The sequence below is a fragment of the Shouchella phoenicis genome (assembly GCF_047238345.1).
Taxonomy (GTDB): Bacteria; Bacillota; Bacilli; order Bacillales; family Bacillaceae_D; genus Shouchella.
The window spans coordinates 98,171-119,795 of sequence record NZ_JBDFMQ010000001.1; the positions used below are offsets into that span (position 1 = coordinate 98,171).

General features: G+C 42.3%; 25 protein-coding genes and 1 other annotated feature. All 25 genes read left to right on the plus strand.

What is annotated here, in order from left to right:
• Nucleotides 1–112: 112 nt before the first annotated feature.
• The 25 genes from rplK (at nt 113) to rplX (ending at nt 21,608) form a co-directional block, all read left to right on the plus strand.
• Nucleotides 113–538 (plus strand): 50S ribosomal protein L11, encoded by a 426-nt coding sequence (gene rplK / locus ABC361_RS00530; protein ID WP_035421288.1) that lies wholly within the window; start codon nt 113–115, stop codon nt 536–538.
• A 98-nt stretch (nt 539–636) separates the two neighbouring features.
• On the plus strand, nt 637–1,332 hold the full coding sequence (gene rplA / locus ABC361_RS00535; RefSeq protein WP_413072204.1) for a 50S ribosomal protein L1: 696 nt from the start codon (nt 637–639) through the stop codon (nt 1,330–1,332).
• 43 nt (nt 1,333–1,375) lie between these two features.
• Nucleotides 1,376–1,510: a sequence feature (ribosomal protein L10 leader region), on the plus strand.
• Between the two features lie 36 nt (nt 1,511–1,546).
• Nucleotides 1,547–2,047: a 50S ribosomal protein L10 gene (gene rplJ, locus ABC361_RS00540; protein ID WP_413072205.1), complete on the plus strand. Its 501-nt coding sequence runs from the start codon at nt 1,547–1,549 to the stop codon at nt 2,045–2,047.
• 47 nt (nt 2,048–2,094) lie between these two features.
• Nucleotides 2,095–2,454, plus strand: a complete 360-nt coding sequence (gene rplL, locus ABC361_RS00545; protein WP_099305485.1) for a 50S ribosomal protein L7/L12 — start codon at nt 2,095–2,097, stop codon at nt 2,452–2,454.
• 79 nt (nt 2,455–2,533) lie between these two features.
• The gene (locus ABC361_RS00550) at nt 2,534–3,148 is read left to right on the plus strand and encodes a class I SAM-dependent methyltransferase (protein ID WP_413072206.1); all 615 of its coding nucleotides are present in this window, start codon (nt 2,534–2,536) and stop codon (nt 3,146–3,148) included.
• Nucleotides 3,149–3,454: 306 nt separating this feature from the next.
• Nucleotides 3,455–6,997: a DNA-directed RNA polymerase subunit beta gene (gene rpoB, locus ABC361_RS00555; protein ID WP_413072207.1), complete on the plus strand. Its 3,543-nt coding sequence runs from the start codon at nt 3,455–3,457 to the stop codon at nt 6,995–6,997.
• Between the two features lie 111 nt (nt 6,998–7,108).
• Entirely contained in the window at nt 7,109–10,729 is a 3,621-nt protein-coding gene (rpoC, locus tag ABC361_RS00560; protein WP_413072208.1) for a DNA-directed RNA polymerase subunit beta', read from the plus strand.
• A 97-nt stretch (nt 10,730–10,826) separates the two neighbouring features.
• On the plus strand, nt 10,827–11,075 hold the full coding sequence (locus tag ABC361_RS00565) for a 50S ribosomal protein L7ae-like protein (RefSeq protein WP_413072209.1): 249 nt from the start codon (nt 10,827–10,829) through the stop codon (nt 11,073–11,075).
• A gap of 97 nt (nt 11,076–11,172) precedes the next feature.
• Nucleotides 11,173–11,592 carry a 30S ribosomal protein S12 gene (rpsL, locus tag ABC361_RS00570; protein ID WP_035421298.1) on the plus strand — a complete coding sequence of 140 codons (420 nt, stop codon included), beginning with the start codon at nt 11,173–11,175 and terminating at the stop codon, nt 11,590–11,592.
• 38 nt (nt 11,593–11,630) lie between these two features.
• On the plus strand, nt 11,631–12,101 hold the full coding sequence (gene rpsG / locus ABC361_RS00575; protein ID WP_099305473.1) for a 30S ribosomal protein S7: 471 nt from the start codon (nt 11,631–11,633) through the stop codon (nt 12,099–12,101).
• A gap of 36 nt (nt 12,102–12,137) precedes the next feature.
• A complete protein-coding gene (fusA, locus tag ABC361_RS00580; RefSeq protein ID WP_413072210.1) occupies nt 12,138–14,216 on the plus strand; it encodes an elongation factor G in 2,079 nt (692 codons plus the stop codon).
• 117 nt (nt 14,217–14,333) lie between these two features.
• Nucleotides 14,334–15,524: an elongation factor Tu gene (gene tuf / locus ABC361_RS00585; RefSeq protein WP_413072211.1), complete on the plus strand. Its 1,191-nt coding sequence runs from the start codon at nt 14,334–14,336 to the stop codon at nt 15,522–15,524.
• A gap of 282 nt (nt 15,525–15,806) precedes the next feature.
• On the plus strand, nt 15,807–16,115 hold the full coding sequence (gene rpsJ / locus ABC361_RS00590) for a 30S ribosomal protein S10 (RefSeq protein ID WP_099305467.1): 309 nt from the start codon (nt 15,807–15,809) through the stop codon (nt 16,113–16,115).
• A 40-nt stretch (nt 16,116–16,155) separates the two neighbouring features.
• Nucleotides 16,156–16,776, plus strand: coding sequence for a 50S ribosomal protein L3 (gene rplC / locus ABC361_RS00595; protein WP_413072212.1), 621 nt, complete (start codon nt 16,156–16,158; stop codon nt 16,774–16,776).
• Nucleotides 16,777–16,800: 24 nt separating this feature from the next.
• A complete protein-coding gene (rplD, locus tag ABC361_RS00600; protein WP_413072213.1) occupies nt 16,801–17,424 on the plus strand; it encodes a 50S ribosomal protein L4 in 624 nt (207 codons plus the stop codon).
• Nucleotides 17,424–17,711 carry a 50S ribosomal protein L23 gene (gene rplW, locus ABC361_RS00605; protein ID WP_413072214.1) on the plus strand — a complete coding sequence of 96 codons (288 nt, stop codon included), beginning with the start codon at nt 17,424–17,426 and terminating at the stop codon, nt 17,709–17,711. The genes rplD and rplW overlap by 1 nt, the downstream gene beginning before the upstream one ends.
• A 26-nt stretch (nt 17,712–17,737) precedes the next feature.
• Nucleotides 17,738–18,568 (plus strand): 50S ribosomal protein L2, encoded by an 831-nt coding sequence (gene rplB / locus ABC361_RS00610; RefSeq protein WP_099305459.1) that lies wholly within the window; start codon nt 17,738–17,740, stop codon nt 18,566–18,568.
• Between the two features lie 60 nt (nt 18,569–18,628).
• The gene (gene rpsS, locus ABC361_RS00615) at nt 18,629–18,904 is read left to right on the plus strand and encodes a 30S ribosomal protein S19 (RefSeq protein WP_099305457.1); all 276 of its coding nucleotides are present in this window, start codon (nt 18,629–18,631) and stop codon (nt 18,902–18,904) included.
• Between the two features lie 22 nt (nt 18,905–18,926).
• The gene (rplV, locus tag ABC361_RS00620; RefSeq protein WP_035395652.1) at nt 18,927–19,271 is read left to right on the plus strand and encodes a 50S ribosomal protein L22; all 345 of its coding nucleotides are present in this window, start codon (nt 18,927–18,929) and stop codon (nt 19,269–19,271) included.
• Between the two features lie 3 nt (nt 19,272–19,274).
• Nucleotides 19,275–19,937, plus strand: a complete 663-nt coding sequence (rpsC, locus tag ABC361_RS00625; RefSeq protein ID WP_099305455.1) for a 30S ribosomal protein S3 — start codon at nt 19,275–19,277, stop codon at nt 19,935–19,937.
• Nucleotides 19,938–19,939: 2 nt separating this feature from the next.
• Nucleotides 19,940–20,377: a 50S ribosomal protein L16 gene (rplP, locus tag ABC361_RS00630; RefSeq protein WP_099305453.1), complete on the plus strand. Its 438-nt coding sequence runs from the start codon at nt 19,940–19,942 to the stop codon at nt 20,375–20,377.
• Nucleotides 20,364–20,567 carry a 50S ribosomal protein L29 gene (rpmC, locus tag ABC361_RS00635; RefSeq protein WP_035395658.1) on the plus strand — a complete coding sequence of 68 codons (204 nt, stop codon included), beginning with the start codon at nt 20,364–20,366 and terminating at the stop codon, nt 20,565–20,567. The genes rplP and rpmC overlap by 14 nt, the downstream gene beginning before the upstream one ends.
• A 17-nt stretch (nt 20,568–20,584) precedes the next feature.
• Nucleotides 20,585–20,845, plus strand: coding sequence for a 30S ribosomal protein S17 (gene rpsQ / locus ABC361_RS00640; protein WP_099305451.1), 261 nt, complete (start codon nt 20,585–20,587; stop codon nt 20,843–20,845).
• Between the two features lie 30 nt (nt 20,846–20,875).
• Nucleotides 20,876–21,244, plus strand: a complete 369-nt coding sequence (gene rplN / locus ABC361_RS00645) for a 50S ribosomal protein L14 (RefSeq protein WP_099305449.1) — start codon at nt 20,876–20,878, stop codon at nt 21,242–21,244.
• A 55-nt stretch (nt 21,245–21,299) separates the two neighbouring features.
• Nucleotides 21,300–21,608, plus strand: a complete 309-nt coding sequence (gene rplX, locus ABC361_RS00650; protein ID WP_413075692.1) for a 50S ribosomal protein L24 — start codon at nt 21,300–21,302, stop codon at nt 21,606–21,608.
• Nucleotides 21,609–21,625: the final 17 nt, after the last annotated feature.

The window sequence follows — 21,625 nt, forward strand, 5'->3', positions numbered from 1 at the left end:
GTATGAAAGTATACTTTACAGTCGGATGCTTTTGCATCCGTCTTTTTGAGTGGGAGGATATGAATTTGACATATCCGGCTAACCACATCACGGACTTAAGGAGGTATGTCACGTGGCTAAAAAGGTAATTAAAATGGTAAAACTACAAATCCCAGCAGGTAAAGCCAATCCGGCACCACCAGTTGGACCAGCTCTTGGTCAAGCAGGTGTTAACATCATGGGATTCTGTAAAGAGTTTAACGCTCGTACATCTGACCAAGCGGGTCTAATCATTCCAGTTGAGATCACTGTGTTTGAGGACCGTTCGTTTACATTCATCACAAAAACGCCACCAGCTGCAGTTCTTCTAAAGAAAGCAGCAGGAATCGAGTCAGGTTCTGGTGAGCCGAACCGTACTAAAGTTGCAACGGTTAAGCGCGATAAAGTACGCGAAATCGCTGAAACGAAGATGCCAGATTTAAATGCAGCTTCTGTAGAAGCAGCAATGCTTATGGTTGAAGGTACTGCCCGCAGTATGGGTATTGTGATCGAAGACTAATTGGTTCGTTTGCTGAAGGGTTGCGCTCACTCTTGAGCTGCAACCTTTCAAATAGTGGGAGGACTATCCGTTAATACCACATACGAGGAGGAAATAAAATGGCTAAAAGAAGTAAGAAATATACAGATGCTTTGAAGCTTGTTGATCGCGATAAGTCGTATCAAGCAGAAGAAGCTATTGAATTAGTAAAGAAAACATCAATCGCTAAATTTGACGAATCAGTTGAAGTTGCTGTCCGTCTTGGCGTTGACCCTAAAAAAGCAGACCAGCAAATCCGTGGTGCAGTTGTACTACCACACGGAACTGGTAAAACACAGCGTGTTCTTGTGTTTGCTAAAGGTGAAAAAGCGAAGGAAGCAGAAGCGGCTGGAGCAGATTTTGTTGGAGAAGATGATCTTATCAATAAAATCAACCAAGGTTGGTTTGATTTTGATGTAATCGTTGCGACTCCTGACATGATGGCTCAAGTTGGTCGTCTTGGTCGTGTGCTTGGACCAAAAGGTCTAATGCCTAACCCGAAAACAGGAACTGTTACATTTGATGTAACAAAAGCTGTTGAAGAGATCAAAGCTGGTAAAGTAGAATACCGCGTTGATAAGTCTGGAAACATTCACGTACCAATCGGGAAAATTTCTTTTGACTCAGCGAAGCTTAATGATAACTTCAAAACAATCATTGAAACACTTCACAAAGTAAAGCCTGCTGCTGCAAAAGGTACGTATGTTAGAAATATCGCAGTAGCATCAACAATGGGCCCTGGTGTTCGTGTTGTTACTTCAGCATACGCTAAATAATTGCATTTGACATTACTAGTAGAGCTGTGGTAAGTTCTATCATGTGATTAATATAGTCATGCCGTAGACAGTAGGAGCGATTAAGCTTAAAACATTCCTACCGAGGTGAGCAAATAGATCTCTTGTTTAGAGTGAATTGCCCTCGTGTGTCTTGCGCGAGGGCTTTCTATATGGAACCGGACGGTATGCAATTCGTTTTACAGGAGGTGTAACAATGAGCAATATTATCGAGCAAAAGCAACAAGTTGTAGATGAAATTGCTGCGAAGCTAAAAGATAGCAAATCAACAGTAGTTGTTGATTACCGTGGTCTTAATGTTGCGCAAGTAACAGAACTTCGTAAGCAATTGCGTGAAGCTGGTGTTGAGTATAAAGTATACAAAAACACGCTTGTGCGTCGTGCTACAGCTGAAACTGGCTACACTGGTTTAGATGAACACCTTGTTGGACCAACTGCAATCGCGTTTGGTGCAGAAGATGTTATCGCGCCAGCGAAAGTCATCAATGAATTTGCGAAGAAGAATGAAGCGCTTGAAATCAAGACAGGTGTAATCGAAGGTGAAGTTGCTACGGCTGCAGAAGTGAAAGCACTAGCTGAGCTTCCATCTCGTGACGGTTTACTTTCTATGCTTGCAAACGTACTTCAAGCACCAGTTCGTCAATTCGCACTTGCAACAAAAGCAGTTGCAGAACAAAAAGAAGAACAAGGCGCGTAAGTTAACCGCCTAAACTATAACAGATAATCGAATTAGGAGGATTTACAATGAGTAAAGATCAAATCATTGAAGCGATCAAAGAAATGACAGTTCTTGAGCTAAATGACCTTGTAAAAGCAATCGAAGAGGAGTTTGGTGTAACAGCAGCAGCTCCAGTAGCAGTAGCAGCAGGTGGCGGAGAAGCAGCAGCTGAGCAAACTGAATTTGATGTAGTACTTGAGTCTGCTGGTTCATCTAAAATCGGCGTAATCAAAGTGGTTCGTGAAATCACTGGTCTTGGACTTAAAGAAGCGAAAGCACTTGTTGATGGTGCTCCAGCTCCAATCAAAGAAGGTATTTCTAAAGAAGATGCTGAAGAAATCAAAGGCAAGCTTGAAGAAGCAGGCGCTAGCGTAGAAGTTAAGTAATTTCTCTTAACATCAAAAAGAAGGTCCGTGGAACATTTCCGCGGGCCTTCTTTTCCCATAAAGAAAAGGAGAGATTTTGTTGAGTGATCATTACTACTCCCGTTCACCAAAGGTTGACCATGATGAGCGAACGTGGAACTATACATTAAGAGAAACGGTCCTATCTTTCACAACCGATCGTGGTGTGTTTTCAAAAGGAGAAGTTGATTTTGGTAGCAGGCTTTTAATAGAATCCTACGAAGCTCCTGAAGTGAGTGGGAAGATGTTGGATGTTGGTTGCGGTTATGGGCCTATTGGTTTATCGATTGCAAAGGCGTATGCAAACCGTCATGTTGTCATGCTAGATGTAAATGAACGTGCGTGTCAGTTAGCTAAAAAAAATGCATCAACAAATGGTGTAAGCAATTGCGAAGTTCGCTGCTATGAAAACGGCGTTTCTGATTTAAGTGCTGATGAAGAGTTTGCTTCGATTATGACGAACCCACCAATTAGAGCCGGTAAGAAGACGGTTCATGATATTTATGAAGATGCATGGAAGAGGCTACTCCCTGGTGGGACATTATGGGTAGTTATTCAGAAAAAGCAAGGTGCATCGTCTACACGATCAAAGTTAGAGTTGCTTTTTGGAGAAGAAGCGGTCGAAGTGAAAAAGAAGGATAAGGGGTATTTTATCTTTTTTGCAAGAAAAAATTGACTTGGTTTTTTCTCTATGCTATTATTATTTAATGCGTATAACTGCCTAAAATGCCGTTTCCAAATTCATGAGAGAACGCTCAATGATTGAAACGGTTCATTTTTGGTTATGCTAGAGCAATACGTATTTATATGAAAAATGTTTCTGATTTTCATACTATAAAGCTTTTTGTTCGTTTTGTATAGTCTAACATTTTTGTGTTAGATCATGTAAGACATTAGGATCAATCTGTTTGACTATGAGTCAATGATAATCAAACAGTTGTAAGTTTAGATACTAAAACGCGAGATTTAAGGGGTGAATCAGTTGACAGGTCAACTAATTCAGTATGGACGTCACCGCCAGCGAAGAAGCTATGCGCGAATTAATGAAGTGCTGGATCTGCCAAACTTAATTGAAATTCAGACAGCTTCTTATCAATGGTTTCTTGATGAGGGTTTAAGAGAAATGTTCCAAGATATTTCTCCAATCCAAGACTTTACAGGTAACTTAGTCTTGGAATTTATTGACTACAGCTTGGGTGAACCTAAATATCCGGTTGATGAGTCGAAAGAGCGTGATGTAACTTTTGCTGCTCCATTAAGAGTGAAAGTACGTCTAATCAACAAAGAGACAGGTGAAGTAAAAGAACAAGAAGTATTTATGGGAGATTTCCCTCTCATGACAGAAACAGGCACGTTTGTCATCAATGGCGCAGAACGTGTTATCGTATCTCAGCTTGTTCGTTCACCTAGTGTGTATTACAGCCAAAAACTTGATAAAAACGGTAAAAAAGGGTTCACAGCTACCGTTATTCCGAATCGTGGAGCGTGGCTTGAACTTGAAACAGATGCAAAAGACATCGTTTATGTTCGTATCGATCGTACAAGAAAAATTCCTGTATCGGTATTACTACGTGCGCTAGGTTTTGGTTCTGATCAAGAAATCATTGACCTTTTAGGTGAAAATGAGTACTTGCGTGCGACCCTTGAAAAAGACAACACAGATTCAACGGACAAAGCGCTGTTAGAAATCTATGAGCGTCTACGTCCGGGAGAGCCACCGACAGTTGAAAATGCGAAGAGTTTGTTAGAGTCTCGTTTCTTTGATCCGAAGCGCTATGATTTAGCGAATGTTGGACGTTATAAGATTAATAAAAAGCTTCATATTAAGAACCGTCTATTTAATCAGCGTTTAGCAGAAAAGTTAGTCGATCCTGAAACAGGCGAAGTACTGGCAGAAGAGGGAACGCTTCTAGACCGTCGTACACTTGATAAGCTTATTCCATATTTAGAGAAAAACGTCGGCTTCCGTACAGCTCGTACTTCTGGTGGCGTGCTTGAGGAATCAGATGTGGAAATTCAATCGATTCGTATTCAAGCGGCAGATGATCTTGATGAAGATCGTACCATTTCTGTTATTGGCAACGGTATGGTTGACCGTGACGTAAAGCATATTGCGCCGTCAGACATCATCGCTTCGATCAGTTATTTCTTTAACTTGTTACACGGTGTTGGCGATACAGATGACATTGATCACCTTGGTAACCGTCGTTTACGTTCAGTTGGAGAGCTTTTACAGAATCAGTTCCGTATTGGTCTATCTCGTATGGAGCGTGTGGTTCGTGAGCGTATGTCGATTCAAGACCCGAATGTGATTACGCCACAAGCGCTTATTAACATTCGACCGGTTATTGCGTCTATTAAAGAATTCTTTGGTAGTTCTCAGCTTTCTCAGTTTATGGACCAAACAAATCCTCTTGCTGAGCTAACGCATAAGCGCCGTTTATCTGCCCTTGGACCTGGTGGTTTAACCCGTGAACGTGCCGGCATGGAAGTGCGAGATGTTCACTATTCTCACTATGGCCGTATGTGTCCGATTGAAACGCCAGAGGGACCGAACATCGGACTTATTAACTCCCTTTCATCTTATGCGAAAGTAAACGAGTTTGGTTTCATGGAAACACCATACCGTCGTGTGGACCCTGAGACTGGTAAAGTAACAGCTCGTATTGATTACTTAACAGCAGATGAAGAGGATAACTATGTAGTTGCCCAAGCGAACGCGAAATTGAATGATGATGGTTCATTTGTTGACGAAAACATCATTGCTCGTTTCCGTGGTGAAAACACGGTTGTTCCTTTCGAACGAATTGATTACATGGATGTATCGCCGAAGCAGGTTGTATCAGCGGCAACATCTTGTATTCCGTTCTTGGAAAACGATGACTCCAACCGAGCGCTGATGGGAGCAAACATGCAACGTCAGGCAGTGCCATTGTTAGTTCCGGAAGCGCCTCTTGTAGGTACAGGAATGGAACACATGTCTGCGAAAGACTCAGGAGCTGCGGTTGTATCAAAGTATCCTGGTGAAGTTGAGCGTGTAACAGCGAAAGAAATTTGGGTACGACGTATGGAAGAGGTTGACGGGAAGCAAGTCAAAGGCGACCTTGATAAATATCGTCTACAAAAATTTATTCGCTCGAACCAAGGAACAAGTTATAACCAACGCCCAATTGTGCGTGAAGGTGACGTTGTTGAAAAACGCGAAATCCTTGCCGATGGTCCTTCAATGGAACAAGGCGAAATGGCGCTTGGTCGTAACGTTCTTGTCGGCTTCATGACATGGGAAGGTTATAACTACGAGGATGCGATCATTTTAAGTGAGCGTCTTGTTAAAGACGATGTGTATACATCTGTTCATATAGAAGAGTATGAAAGTGATGCTCGTGATACAAAACTTGGACCTGAAGAAATTACAAGAGATATTCCAAACGTAGGTGAGGATGCACTGCGCAACCTTGATGAGCGTGGAATTATCCGTGTTGGAGCCGAAGTTAAAGATGGCGACATTCTCGTTGGTAAAGTAACGCCAAAAGGTGTAACTGAACTTACGGCTGAAGAGCGTCTTTTACACGCAATCTTTGGGGAAAAAGCGCGTGAAGTCCGAGATACATCACTCCGTGCACCACACGGTGGAGATGGAATTGTCTTAGATGTGAAGATTTTCAACCGTGAAGACGGCGATGAACTTCCTCCAGGCGTGAACCAACTTGTACGTGTTTACATCGTACAAAAGCGTAAAATTAACCAAGGCGATAAGATGGCTGGTCGTCACGGAAATAAAGGTGTTATCTCACGTATCCTTCCAGAAGAGGATATGCCGTATCTTCCAGACGGAACACCGATCGACATCATGCTAAACCCATTAGGGGTACCATCGCGAATGAACATCGGACAAGTGCTTGAGCTCCATTTAGGAATGGCTGCTCGTAAGCTTGGCATTCATGTTGCATCACCAGTATTTGATGGTGCGCGTGAAGAAGATGTATGGGGAACGCTTGACGAAGCGGGCATGGCTCGTGACGGGAAGACAATTCTTTATGATGGACGTACAGGTGAAGCATTTGATAACCGTGTATCTGTAGGGATCATGTATATGATTAAACTTGCACACATGGTTGATGATAAACTTCATGCACGTTCAACAGGGCCTTACTCACTTGTTACCCAGCAGCCGCTTGGTGGTAAAGCGCAGTTCGGTGGACAGCGTTTTGGGGAGATGGAAGTTTGGGCACTTGAAGCTTATGGAGCTGCTTATACCCTTCAAGAGATTTTAACTGTAAAATCGGATGATGTTGTCGGACGTGTGAAAACGTACGAAGCAATCGTTAAAGGTGAGAATGTTCCTGAGCCAGGTGTTCCTGAATCATTTAAAGTATTAATTAAAGAATTACAGTCTCTCGGCATGGACGTAAAGATGCTTTCAAGCAATGAAGAAGAGATTGAAATGAGAGAGTTAGATGATGAAGACGAACAAACGTCTGAAAAACTAAATCTCCAACTTGAAACAAACGAATCACAAGCTTAATAGTGAGGAGGGAGGAGAAATCCTCCTTCCCTCATCCATTTATAGAGGGTGGAAAGTAACACCTATAAAAGGGACTCCACATAAGTGGAAATCATAAGGGAGGTTGGCCCCTTGATCGATGTAAATAACTTTGAATACATGAAAATTGGTTTGGCATCGCCAAATAAGATTCGTTCTTGGTCTCGTGGTGAAGTAAAGAAACCTGAGACGATTAACTATCGTACGTTAAAGCCGGAGAAAGACGGTCTTTTTTGTGAGCGTATCTTTGGCCCGCAAAAAGACTGGGAATGTCATTGTGGGAAATACAAACGCGTTCGTTATAAAGGTGTCGTTTGTGACCGATGTGGCGTTGAAGTCACTCGTGCAAAAGTACGCCGTGAGCGCATGGGGCACATCGAATTAGCTGCACCTGTTTCTCACATTTGGTATTTTAAAGGGATTCCTAGCCGAATGGGGCTAGTGCTAGATATGTCCCCGCGTTCTCTTGAGGAAGTCATTTATTTTGCATCTTATGTTGTAACAGATCCAGGCGACACGCCTCTGGAAAAGAAACAACTTCTCTCTGAAAAAGAGTACCGTGCGTACTATGATAAATATGGTCGTACGTTTACAGCTTCTATGGGTGCTGAAGCGATTCGTAAGCTTTTAGCTGATATTGATTTATTAAAAGAAGTAAATGCGTTAAAAGAAGAGTTAGAAACGGCACAGGGGCAAAGACGTACTCGTGCAATCAAACGTCTAGAAGTGTTAGAGGCATTCCGTAATTCAGGGAATGAACCTTCTTGGATGGTCCTTGATGTTCTACCTGTTATTCCACCGGAATTACGTCCAATGGTGCAATTAGATGGTGGACGTTTTGCAACTTCTGATTTAAATGATTTATATCGTCGTGTAATTAACCGTAATAATCGTCTAAAGCGTCTTTTAGATTTAGGCGCACCAAATATTATCGTTCAAAATGAGAAACGTATGCTTCAAGAAGCTGTGGATGCGTTGATTGATAACGGTCGTCGTGGTCGTCCTGTTACAGGTCCTGGTAACCGCCCGTTAAAATCACTTTCTCACATGCTAAAAGGGAAGCAAGGTCGTTTCCGTCAAAACTTACTAGGTAAACGTGTTGACTATTCTGGTCGTTCTGTAATTGTTGTAGGACCGAACTTGAAAATGTATCAGTGCGGATTGCCAAAAGAAATGGCGCTTGAGCTATTTAAGCCTTTCGTTATGAAAGAACTTGTTTCAAAAGGATTGGCTCATAACATTAAAAGTGCGAAGAGAAAAGTAGAACGTGTTCAGCCGGAAGTATGGGATGTCCTTGAAGAAGTTATTCGTGAACATCCAGTACTATTGAACCGTGCACCTACTCTTCACCGTCTTGGTATTCAAGCATTTGAACCAATTTTAGTTGAAGGCCGTGCGATTAAACTGCACCCTCTCGTATGTACAGCTTACAATGCTGACTTTGACGGTGACCAAATGGCTGTACACGTACCATTATCAGCAGAGGCGCAAGCTGAAGCGCGTATCCTTATGCTAGCAGCCCAAAACATCTTGAACCCTAAGGATGGTAAGCCGGTTGTAACGCCTTCACAGGATATGGTACTTGGTAACTACTATTTAACGATGGAAAATGCAGAAGCGCGTGGCGAAGGTTCTGTATTTAAAGATACAAATGAAGCCATTATTGCGTATCAAAATGGTTATGTTCACCTTCATACAAGAGTTGCAGTTCCTGTATCTTCTCTTAATAAACCAACGTTTAAAGAAGAGCAACAAGATTTGCTTCTCCTAACAACTGTCGGTAAGCTAATTTTTAATGAGATCATGCCAGACTCATTCCCATATATGAATGAGCCTACAAACTTAAATCTTGAAGTTGAAACACCAGATAAGTATCTCGTATCAAGTGATACAGATATCAAAGGTGAATTTAAAAATCGTCCAATTGTTGCTCCTTTCAAGAAAGGATTCCTAGGTAACGTCATTTCTGAAGTCTTTAAGAAATTTAAGATTACAGAAACGTCTAAGATGCTTGACCGCATGAAAGACCTTGGTTTCACTTACTCAACAAAAGCTGGTATTACCGTTGGTGTATCTGACATCGTGGTTCTATCTGAGAAAAAAGAGATCCTTGAAGAAGCAGACAAAAAGGTTGAGCGTATTACGAAGCAGTTCCGTCGTGGTCTAATTACTGAGGAAGAGCGTTATGATCGTGTTATCTCCATCTGGAGTGAAGCGAAAGACGTGATTCAAAGTAAGCTAATGGGAACCCTTGACGAGCGTAACCCAATCTTTATGATGAGTGATTCAGGTGCCCGTGGTAACGCATCAAACTTTACACAGTTAGCTGGTATGCGTGGACTAATGGCCAACCCATCTGGACGTATCATTGAACTTCCTATCAAATCAAGTTTCCGTGAAGGGCTAACAGTACTCGAGTACTTTATCTCTACCCACGGTGCGCGTAAAGGTCTTGCCGATACAGCACTTAAGACCGCTGACTCTGGTTATCTTACACGTCGACTTGTTGATGTGGCACAAGATGTTATTGTTCGTGAAAATGATTGTGGTACCGATCGTGGTCTTGAAGTTGCTGCGATTAAAGAAGGTACAGAAACAATCGAGAATCTATATGACCGCCTTGTCGGTCGTGTGGCGTTCAAAACCGTCCGTCATCCAGAAACAGAAGATGTTCTTATTCGCCGCGGCGAATTAATGAGCGAAGACATTGCAAAACAAATTGTTGACGCAGGTGTTGAAGAAGTCACCATTCGTTCTGTATTTACATGTAATACCCGTCACGGCGTATGTAAAGCTTGTTATGGTCGTAACCTCGCTACGGGAAGCGACGTTGAAGTTGGTGAAGCGGTTGGTATTATTGCCGCTCAATCAATTGGTGAGCCAGGAACACAGCTTACAATGCGTACATTCCACACAGGTGGTGTAGCCGGAGACGATATTACACAAGGTCTTCCGCGTATTCAAGAATTGTTTGAAGCTCGTAACCCTAAAGGTCAAGCAACAATCACTGAAATTGACGGAGATGTAATCGACGTCAAGGATGGCGATAAGCGTGAAGTGACGATTCAAAACGCTCTTGAAACGAAAAACTATGCGATTCCTTATGGATCTCGTCTAAAAGTTGTTCCTGGTGATAAAGTGGTTGCAGGTCAAACACTTACTGAAGGTTCAATTGATCCAAAAGAACTGCTTAAAGTAACAGGCATGGGCGGCGTTCAAGAATACCTCTTACGCGAAGTTCAAAAAGTTTATCGTCTACAAGGGGTAGAAATTGGCGATAAGCACGTAGAGGTAATGGTTCGTCAAATGCTTCGTAAAATCCGTGTTGTTGATGCTGGAGATACTGGTGTATTACCGGGATCACTCGTGGAAATTCAGAAGTTTAACGATGCCAATAGTAAAGTCTTAATAAGTAATGACCGACCGGCAACTGGTCGCCCTGTCTTATTGGGAATTACAAAAGCGTCTCTTGAAACAGATTCCTTCTTATCAGCAGCTTCATTCCAGGAAACGACTCGTGTCCTAACGGATGCAGCGATTAAAGGGAAGCGTGATGAACTTCTTGGACTTAAAGAGAATGTTATCATCGGTAAGCTTGTACCAGCTGGAACAGGATTACAACGCTACAAAAACCTTGGCATTCATTCTGCGCATGATGAAAAAGCAGAACAAAAAGAAGAGGTTGTCTCTGAGGAAGCGCTCGTACAAGAATAATTTACAAAAATCACCGGATAGGCTGTTGACACAGCCTATCTCGCGGTGATACTATATCAAAGTGTGCCTGATAGTCTGCTGCTTTGGAGGTATGACAATGTCTTATGAAAAAGTAGAACAGGCGAAAGATCGAGTGATCGGAAGAAAACAGACACTAAAAGCACTACACGCTCGTTTAATTAAAGAGCTGTACGTGGCAAACGATGCCGATCCGCGTATAAAGCAAGAGGTCGTCGGTGCTGCTATTGATACAGATGTTGCGGTCGTATATGTCGATTCAATGAAACGGCTTGGTAAAGCATGTGGAATTGAAGTCGGTGCAGCCACTGTAGCGTTAAGGAAATAGAAAGTTTGTTTTGAGTGATCAAGACAACTTATTCTTTTGCCTAAACATGAACCACCTGGATCGGTGGTCTTAAAATAAGGGAAGGGAGGAAACAAAAATGCCTACTATTAACCAGTTAATTCGTAAAGGTCGCGTAGACAAAGTGAAAAAGTCTGACTCGCCTGCACTTAACAAAGGATACAATAGCTTCAAAAAAGCACAAACAAATGTATCTTCACCACAAAAACGTGGGGTGTGCACGCGTGTTGGTACAATGACACCGAAGAAACCGAACTCGGCTCTTCGTAAATATGCTCGTGTACGTTTGACGAACTCAATTGAGGTTACTGCATACATCCCAGGAATTGGACACAACTTGCAAGAGCACAGTGTTGTACTTATTCGTGGAGGTCGTGTAAAAGACTTACCAGGGGTACGTTACCACATCGTTCGTGGTGCACTTGATACTGCGGGAGTTCAAAACCGTATGCAAGGTCGTTCTAAATACGGAACGAAGAGACCAAAAGAGAAAAAGTAATAAACTAATAAGGATAATCGGTGAAAGGAGGGGGACACATGCCTCGTAAAGGTCCAGTACCACGTCGTGATGTATTACCTGATCCAATGTATAATTCCAAGCTTGTAACCCGCCTCATCAACCGCATCATGGTTGACGGGAAGCGTGGAACAGCTCAAACGATTTTATATAATGCTTTTGATCTTGTTAAAGAGCGTAGCGGAAACGAACCTATGGAAGTTTTCGATCAAGCATTAAAAAACATCATGCCAGTTCTTGAAGTTAGAGCTCGCCGTGTTGGTGGTTCAAACTATCAAGTACCGGTTGAAGTTAGACCTGACCGTCGTACAACATTAGGTTTACGTTGGTTAGTAAACTATTCACGTCTTCGTGGCGAAAAGACAATGGAAGAGCGTCTTGCTAACGAAATTCTTGATGCAGCGAACAACACTGGTTCAGCTGTTAAGAAACGTGAAGATATGCATAAAATGGCAGAAGCGAACAAAGCGTTTGCTCACTACCGTTGGTAAGATTTTAAAATTCAAGGTTGAAAGGAGAACGTTACTATGGCAAGAGAATTCTCCTTAAAAGATACACGTAATATCGGCATCATGGCTCACATTGATGCCGGTAAAACAACCGCTACTGAACGTATTTTGTTCTACACAGGTCGTGTGCATAAGATTGGTGAAACACACGAAGGTGCTTCTCAAATGGACTGGATGGCGCAAGAGCAAGAGCGTGGTATTACAATCACGTCTGCTGCGACAACAGCACAGTGGAAAGACCACCGTATCAATATCATTGATACTCCTGGACACGTAGACTTTACGGTAGAAGTAGAGCGTTCTTTACGTGTACTTGATGGGGCAGTTGCGGTACTTGATGCACAATCTGGTGTTGAACCGCAAACAGAAACTGTATGGCGTCAAGCAACAACATATGGTGTACCTCGTATTGTATTCGTCAACAAGATGGATAAAACAGGTGCAGACTTTATGTATTCAGTAGGAACGTTACGTGATCGTTTGCAAGCAAATGCTCACCCAATTCAATTGCCAATCGGTGCAGAAGATGAGTTTTCTGGATTTATTGACTTAATTGAAATGACTGCGCACATCTCTAAAGATGATCTTGGTCAAAATTGGGAAGTAACAGACATCCCTGCTGAGTATGAAGAGCAAGCTAAAAAAATGCGTGAATCATTAGTTGAAGCAGTTGCTGAGCTAGATGAAGAGTTAATGATGAAATATCTTGAAGGCGAAGAATTAACAAAGGATGAAATTAAAGCGGCTATCCGTCAAGGTACAGTCAATGTAGAATTTTACCCTGTAATTTGTGGTTCAGCTTTCAAAAACAAAGGTGTTCAAGCGCTTCTTGATGCGGTTCTTGATTACCTACCATCTCCTCTTGATGTTGCTGCAATTCGCGGACACGTGCCAGATTCTGAAGAAGAAGTAACACGTGAGCCAGGTGATGATCAACCTTTCTCTGCATTAGCATTTAAGGTTATGACTGATCCATTCGTTGGTAAACTAACGTTCTTCCGTGTTTACTCTGGTACGCTTAACTCTGGTTCTTATGTTCGTAATGCGACAAAAGACAAGCGTGAGCGTGTTGGACGTATCCTTCAAATGCACGCAAACTCTCGTGAAGAGATTGCAACTGTATACTCAGGCGATATTGCGGCTGCAGTAGGTTTGAAAGATACAACAACTGGTGATACTCTATGTGATGAAAAGAGCCTTGTAATCTTAGAATCCATGCAGTTCCCTGATCCAGTTATCCACTTGTCTGTTGAACCTAAATCAAAGGCAGACCAAGATAAAATGGGTATTGCTCTTGCTAAACTAGCAGAGGAAGATCCTACGTTTAAAACGCATACTGATGAAGAAACTGGTCAAACGATTATCGGTGGTATGGGTGAACTTCACCTAGACATTCTTGTTGATCGTATGAAGCGTGAGTTCAAGGTAGAAGCGAATGTGGGTGCACCACAAGTATCTTACCGTGAAACGATTCGTCAGTCTGCTAAAGTTGAAGGTAAATTCGTACGTCAGTCTGGTGGTCGTGGACAATTTGGTCACGTTTGGGTTGAGTTCTCTCCAAACGAAGAAGGCGCTGGATTTGAATTCGAAAATGCGATTGTCGGTGGTGCGGTACCTCGTGAATATATCTCTTCTGTAGAAGCAGGTATTGAGGAAGCGCTAGATAATGGTATGATTGCTGGATACCCTGTAATTGATCTTAAAGCGAAACTTTATGATGGTTCTTACCATGATGTCGATTCGTCTGAGATGGCATTTAAGATTGCTGCTTCTATGGCATTGAAAAATGCAAAATCAAAATGTAGCCCAGCTCTTCTTGAGCCTCTAATGAAAGTTGAGATTGTTATCCCTGAAGAATACATGGGTGACATTATGGGTGATGTAACAGCTCGTCGTGGACGTGTTGAAGGTATGGAAGCTCGTGGGAATGCACAAATCGTTAAGGCGTTTGTTCCACTTGCTGAAATGTTTGGATATGCAACAAGCCTTCGTTCTCGTACGCAAGGTCGTGGAACGTATTCTATGTTCTTTGATCACTACGAAGAAGTGCCTAAGAGTGTATCTGAAGAAATCATTAAAAAGCAAACTGGAGCATAATGCTTCCGCGTTGTTTTGAGTGATGATTTATTGTAAGCTAGGAAGGGAATTGGCTGCTAGTCAGCTACCTTTCTTATGAATAAAAAAATTAACTGTATTTAAGGGAGGAAATGAATCATGGCTAAAGCAAAATTTGATCGTTCCAAAACACATGCCAATATCGGTACAATTGGACACGTTGACCATGGTAAAACAACTTTAACTGCTGCAATTACAACTGTACTTGCTAAGCGTTCTGGTAAAGGCCAAGCAATGGCGTATGACGCAATTGATGGTGCTCCAGAAGAGCGTGAGCGTGGAATTACAATTTCTACTGCACACGTTGAATATGAAACTGATACTCGTCACTATGCACACGTTGACTGCCCAGGTCACGCTGACTATGTTAAAAACATGATCACTGGCGCTGCGCAAATGGACGGCGGAATCCTAGTAGTATCTGCTGCTGATGGTCCAATGCCACAAACGCGTGAGCACATTCTTCTTTCTCGTCAAGTAGGCGTACCTTACCTTGTTGTATTCTTAAACAAATGTGACATGGTAGATGACGAAGAGCTACTTGAACTAGTAGAAATGGAAGTACGTGACCTTCTTTCTGAGTATGACTTCCCTGGTGATGACACTCCAGTTATCCAAGGTTCTGCTCTTAAAGCCCTTCAAGGTGAAGCTGAGTGGGAAGAAAAAATCGTTGAGCTTATGAACGCTGTTGACGAATATATCCCAACTCCAGAGCGTGATAAAGATAAGCCATTCATGATGCCTGTTGAGGACGTATTCTCAATCACTGGTCGTGGAACAGTTGCTACTGGTCGTGTAGAGCGTGGACAACTTAACGTTGGTGATACTGTTGAAATCCTTGGTATCGAAGAAGAGAAAAAATCTACAACTGTAACAGGTGTAGAAATGTTCCGTAAGCTTCTTGACTACGCTGAAGCTGGCGACAACATCGGCGCGCTTCTTCGTGGGGTAGCTCGTGAAGATATCCAACGTGGACAAGTACTAGCTAAGCCTGGTACAATCACGCCACACACAAACTTCAAAGCTGAAGTTTACGTTCTATCTAAAGAAGAAGGTGGACGTCACACTCCATTCTTCTCTAACTATCGTCCACAATTCTATTTCCGTACAACTGACGTAACTGGTATCTGCCAATTACCAGAAGGTACTGAAATGGTAATGCCTGGTGATAACATTGAAATGACTGTTGAGCTAATCGCTCCAATCGCACTTGAAGAAGGTACTAAATTCTCAATTCGCGAAGGTGGCCGTACTGTAGGCGCTGGCGTTGTAGCTACAATCCAGAAGTAATAAATAAAAAAGAGGGCGGATTTATTTCGTCCTCTTTTTCTTTTGAAAAAAAACAGCATAACCCCTTGCATTCATAGGCATTAGTCTATATAATAGTAAAAGTGTGCCCCGATAGGTGCGTTTCTTTGTTCTTATACTAGAAATACAATTATTATGTGTGGCATGTTTGACAGCGATGATGCGGAAGGTTGCTGACACACCCGGCCCCTTTGCCATGGGAGGGTGAGGAAATTTCCGCGGAGTATGTCTATTTTATAAAATGGGCGAAAAAGGAGGGCTATCATGGCAAAGCAAAAGATTCGTATTCGTTTAAAAGCGTATGATCATCGTGTGCTAGACCAGTCAGCTGTGAAGATTGTTGAAACGGCAAAACGTTCAGGTGCGAGCGTATCAGGACCGATTCCACTTCCAACTGAGAAATCTGTATACACAGTATTACGAGCAGTTCACAAGTACAAAGATTCTCGTGAGCAGTTTGAAATGCGTACGCACAAACGTCTAATTGACATTGTGAATCCAACACCACAAACTGTGGATGCTTTAATGCGCTTAGATCTACCATCTGGCGTTGATATCGAAATTAAGCTATAAGCTAAAATAAAATTTATATATTTAATAGGAGGTGTAACGGATGTCCAAAGGAATCTTAGGAAGAAAAATTGGTATGACTCAAGTATTTGCTGAAAACGGTGAAGCAATTCCTGTAACAGTAATTCAAGCTGAGCCAAACGTCGTTCTTCAAAAGAAGACAATTGAATCAGATGGATATGAAGCGATTCAAATCGGCTTTGCTGATGCGAAAAAGCCTAACAAACCAGAAGCGGGTCATGCAGCGAAAGCAGAAGCAACGCCTAAGCGCTTCATCAAGGAAATCCGTGACGTTAAACTTGACGAGGTAGAAGTTGGTCAAGCGATTAACGTAACAACATTTGCAGCAGGAGAAGTCGTTGATGTAACAGGTACATCTAAAGGGAAAGGTTTCCAAGGTGCAATCAAACGCCATAACCAATCTCGTGGACCTATGACTCACGGTTCTCGTTACCACCGTCGCCCAGGTTCAATGGGACCTGTAGCGCCAAACCGCGTATTTAAAGGTAAATTATTACCTGGACGTATGGGTGGAGAGCAAATCACAATCCAAAACCTAGAGATCGTTCGTGTAGATGAAGAGCGTAATCTTCTTCTAGTAAAAGGAAACGTTCCAGGAGCAAAGAAAAGCTACGTAACTGTTCAATCATCAGTTAAAGCTTAATGTTATAGAAAGGAGGCCATTCGAATGCCAAAAGTTACAGTTTTTAACCAAACAGGTTCTCAAGTTGGAGATATCGAACTTGCTGATGCAGTATTTGGGATTGAACCAAATAACAGTGTTGTACATGATGCAGTTATCATGCAGCAAGCGTCTTTACGTCAAGGTACGCATAAAACAAAAGGTCGTTCTGAAGTTCGTGGTGGTGGAAGAAAGCCATGGCGTCAAAAAGGAACTGGACGTGCGCGTCAAGGTTCTATCCGTTCCCCACAATGGGTTGGCGGTGGCGTTGTATTTGGACCAACTCCACGTAGCTACAGCTACAAGCTTCCAAAGAAAGTTCGTCGCTTAGCACTTAAATCTGCTTTGTCTTCTAAAGTACAAGGTTCAGAATTAGTGGTTCTTGATAATCTTTCATTTGAAGCGATCAAAACAAAATCTATGAAGGAAGTACTTGCGAGTTTATCAGTAGATTCAAAAGCATTGATTGTAACAGCTGATTACAATGAAAATGTAGCTCTATCTGCTCGTAACTTACCAGGTGTTACTTTCCTTACAGCTGACAGCGTCAACGTTTTAGACTTGCTTAAGCATGATAAAGTTGTCATCACTAAAGACGCAGTCGAAAAGGTAGAGGAGGTGCTTGCGTAATGTCGAACGCACGTGATATCATTAAGCGCCCTATTATTACTGAGAAGTCTGCTGACTTAATGGAAAATAAACAGTACACGTTTGACGTAGATGTTCGCGCGAACAAATCTCAAATCAAAGATGCGATTGAAGAAATCTTTGAAGTGAAGGTTAACAGCGTCAATACAGTCAACTATAAAGGAAAGTCTAAGCGATTCGGTCGTTTCACAGGCTTTACGCCAAAACGCAAGAAAGCAGTCGTTCAACTATCAGCAGATAGTAAAGAACTAGACTTCTTTGAAGCGTAAGAATTTAGAGGAGGAGGGAACTGAACATGGCTATTAAAAAGTATAAACCGACCAGTGCCGGACGTCGTCACATGAGTGGATCAGATTTTGCTGAGATTACTACAGACAAACCGGAAAAGTCGTTACTTGCGCCTCTACACAATAAAGGTGGACGTAACAACCAAGGTCGTTTAACTGTTCGTCACCAAGGTGGCGGTCATAAGCGTCAATACCGCGTTATTGACTTTAAGCGTAATAAAGATGGAATTCCAGGTCGCGTTGCTACGATCGAATACGATCCAAACCGTTCTGCGAATATCGCATTAATTAACTATGTTGATGGTGAAAAGCGTTATATCTTGGCACCAAAAGGTTTAAAAGTAGGAGCAATGATTGAGTCTGGTTCTGAAGCGGATATTAAAGTAGGTAACACGTTACCACTTATCAATATTCCTGTAGGTACTGTGATTCATAACATTGAACTTCGCCCTGGAAAAGGCGGTCAGTTAGTTCGTTCTGCTGGTACGGAAGCTCAACTTCTTGGTAAAGAAGGTCAGTACGTATTAGTACGTTTGAACTCTGGTGAAACTCGTTACATCCTTTCAACTTGTCGTGCAACAATTGGTCAAGTTGGAAATGTAGAACACGAGCTTATCAACATTGGTAAAGCTGGACGTTCTCGTTGGAAAGGTATTCGTCCAACAGTTCGTGGTTCTGTAATGAACCCTAACGATCACCCACACGGTGGTGGTGAAGGTAAAGCGCCAATTGGTCGTCCGTCACCAATGTCTCCATGGGGTAAACCAACTCTTGGATACAAAACGCGTCAGAAAAACAAACACTCCGACAAGTACATCGTACGTCGTCGTAAAAAATAACGTGGTTTGTCTACGGTTCTCATTTAGAACCGTGGTCGAATCTCGAAGGGAGGCACTCACATGGGCCGTAGTTTGAAAAAAGGACCTTTCGTTGATGATCACTTGATGAAAAAGGTTGAAGCACTAAACGAAACAAGCGAGAAAAGAGTTGTAAAAACCTGGTCTCGTCGTTCTACTATCTTCCCTGACTTTATTGGACACACTTTCGCTGTCTATGATGGACGTAAGCACGTACCGGTATATGTTTCAGAAGATATGGTTGGACACAAACTTGGTGAATTTGCTCCTACACGTACGTATAAAGGGCATGCCGCAGATAAGAAAACAAGACGTTAAGTAAGAAAGGAGGACCACTCTCATGGAACAAGCTAAAGCTGTTGCTAAACAGGTTCGCATTGCGCCTCGTAAAGTTCGTCTTGTGATCGATCTTATTCGTGGAAAACAAGTCGGCGAAGCGATTGCAATCTTAAAGCATACACCTAAATCTGCTTCTCCAGTAGTTGAAAAGCTTCTTAACTCCGCGATTGCGAATGCAGAGCACAACTACGAAATGGAGCCGAATAATCTCGTTATTTCAGAAGCTTTCGTTGATGAAGGCGTCACGCTTAAACGTTTCCGTCCGCGTGCACAAGGTCGTGCAAGCCGGATTAACAAACGTACGAGCCACATTACATTGGTTGTATCAGAAAAGAAGGAGGGATAACACATGGGTCAAAAAGTAAATCCTATCGGACTTCGCGTTGGCGTTATTCGTGATTGGGACTCAAAGTGGTACGCTAGCAAAAAAGACTATGCTGATCTACTTCATGAAGACATTTCAATCCGTGAGCACGTTGAAGGCCGTTTAAAAGATGCATCAGTATCTAAAGTAGAAATCGAACGCGCTGCGAACCGTGTGAATATCACAATTTCTACTGCCAAGCCAGGAATGGTGATCGGAAAAGGCGGTTCAGAAGTTGAAGCTTTACGTAAATCTTTAAACCAACTTACAGGTAAAAGAGTACACATTAACATTTCAGAAATTAAGCAAGCTGATCTTGATGCGAAATTAGTTGCTGAAAATATTGCTCGTCAATTAGAGAATCGTATTTCTTTCCGTCGTGCAATGAAACAAGCGATCCAACGCACAATGCGTTCAGGCGCTAAAGGAATCAAAACACAAGTATCTGGTCGTCTTGGTGGCGCAGATATCGCTCGTGCTGAGCATTATAGCGAAGGAACAGTTCCACTTCACACACTTCGTGCTGATATTGACTATGGTACAGCTGAAGCTGATACAACATACGGAAAAATCGGTGTGAAAATTTGGGTTTACCGTGGTGAAGTCCTTCCAGCGAAAGGAACGAACAAAGAGGAAGGAGGCAACTAAACATGTTAATGCCTAAACGCGTTAAATATCGTCGTGAACACCGCGGAAAAATGCGTGGTCGTGCGAAAGGCGGTACAGAAGTACATTTCGGTGAATATGGTTTACAAGCGCTTGAAGCGTCTTGGATCACAAACCGTCAAATTGAGTCAGCTCGTATTGCAATGACTCGTTATATGAAACGTGGCGGTAAAGTTTGGATTAAGATTTTCCCATCTAAGCCTTACACTGCTAAGCCACTAGAAGTTCGAATGGGTTCAGGTAAAGGTGCTCCAGAAGGTTGGGTTGCCGTTGTAAAACCTGGTAAGATCATGTTTGAAATCTCAGGCGTACCTGAAGAAGTAGCTCGTGAAGCTTTACGTCTTGCTTCTCATAAGTTGCCTATTAAATGTAAATTCGTAAAACGTGAAGAAGTGGGTGGTGACTCAAATGAAAGCAACTGATATCCGTAACTTAACCACTGCTGAAATCGAACAAAAAACGCAAACTCTAAAAGAAGAGCTTTTCAACCTACGCTTTCAACTAGCAACTGGGCAACTTGAAAACCCAGTTCGCATTCGTGAAGTCCGCAAAGGTATTGCTCGTGCAAAAACTGTTTTGCGTGAACGTGAGCTCGGAATTAACAACGGCTAAAAAAGGAGGTTTGCTGCATGGACCGCAATCAGCGTAAAGTTTACCAAGGTCGTGTCGTTTCTGACAAAATGGAAAAAACGATTAGTGTTCTTGTTGAAACATACAAGGTCGATCGCCTTTATGGTAAACGTGTAAAGTACTCAAAGAAGTTCAAAGCACATGATGAAGAAAATACTGCAAAAGTAGGCGACATCGTACGTATCATGGAAACTCGCCCACTTTCAAAAGATAAACGTTTTCGTTTAGTAGAAATTGTAGAAGAAGCTATTATTATTTAATAGGCTACGGTTGAAGGGAGGTAAAACAGTATGATTCAACAAGAAAGCCGTTTAAAAGTTGCTGATAACTCTGGAGCGCGTGAAGTTCTTTGTATTAAAGTTCTTGGTGGTTCTGGACGTAAGACAGCTAACGTTGGTGATGTAATTGTTTGTTCGGTAAAACAAGCAACACCAGGTGGCGTTGTTAAGAAAGGCGAAGTTGTTCGCGCTGTAATCGTTCGCTCTAAAAGCGGTGTTCGCCGTAACGACGGTTCGTATATTAAGTTTGATGAGAACGCAGCTGTAATCGTACGTGACGATAAGGGTCCTCGTGGTACTCGTATCTTCGGTCCGGTAGCACGTGAACTTCGAGACAAACAGTTTATGAAAATTGTTTCTCTTGCTCCTGAGGTACTATAAGTTTCGTTCGGAATAAAGAGATCAATCGATGTTTACTCAGGGAGGTGCAAAAGTGATGCATGTCAAAAAAGGCGATACAGTAATCGTTATTGCTGGTAAAGACAAAGGGAAGCAAGGGACGATCCTTGAAGCTTACCCGAAAAAAAGCCGTGTGCTTGTTGAAGGAATTAACATGGTGAAGAAACACGCAAAACCTTCACAAGATAATCCACAAGGTGGAATTCTTGATCAAGAAGCACCAATTCATTCTTCTAACGTTATGCTTATTGATCCTAAAACAGGAGAGCGTACGCGTGTAGGTTTTAAAGATGAAGATGGTAAAAAAGTGCGTGTAGCAAAAAAATCTGGCGAAATCATCAAGTAGTCAGTAAGGTGAAAGGA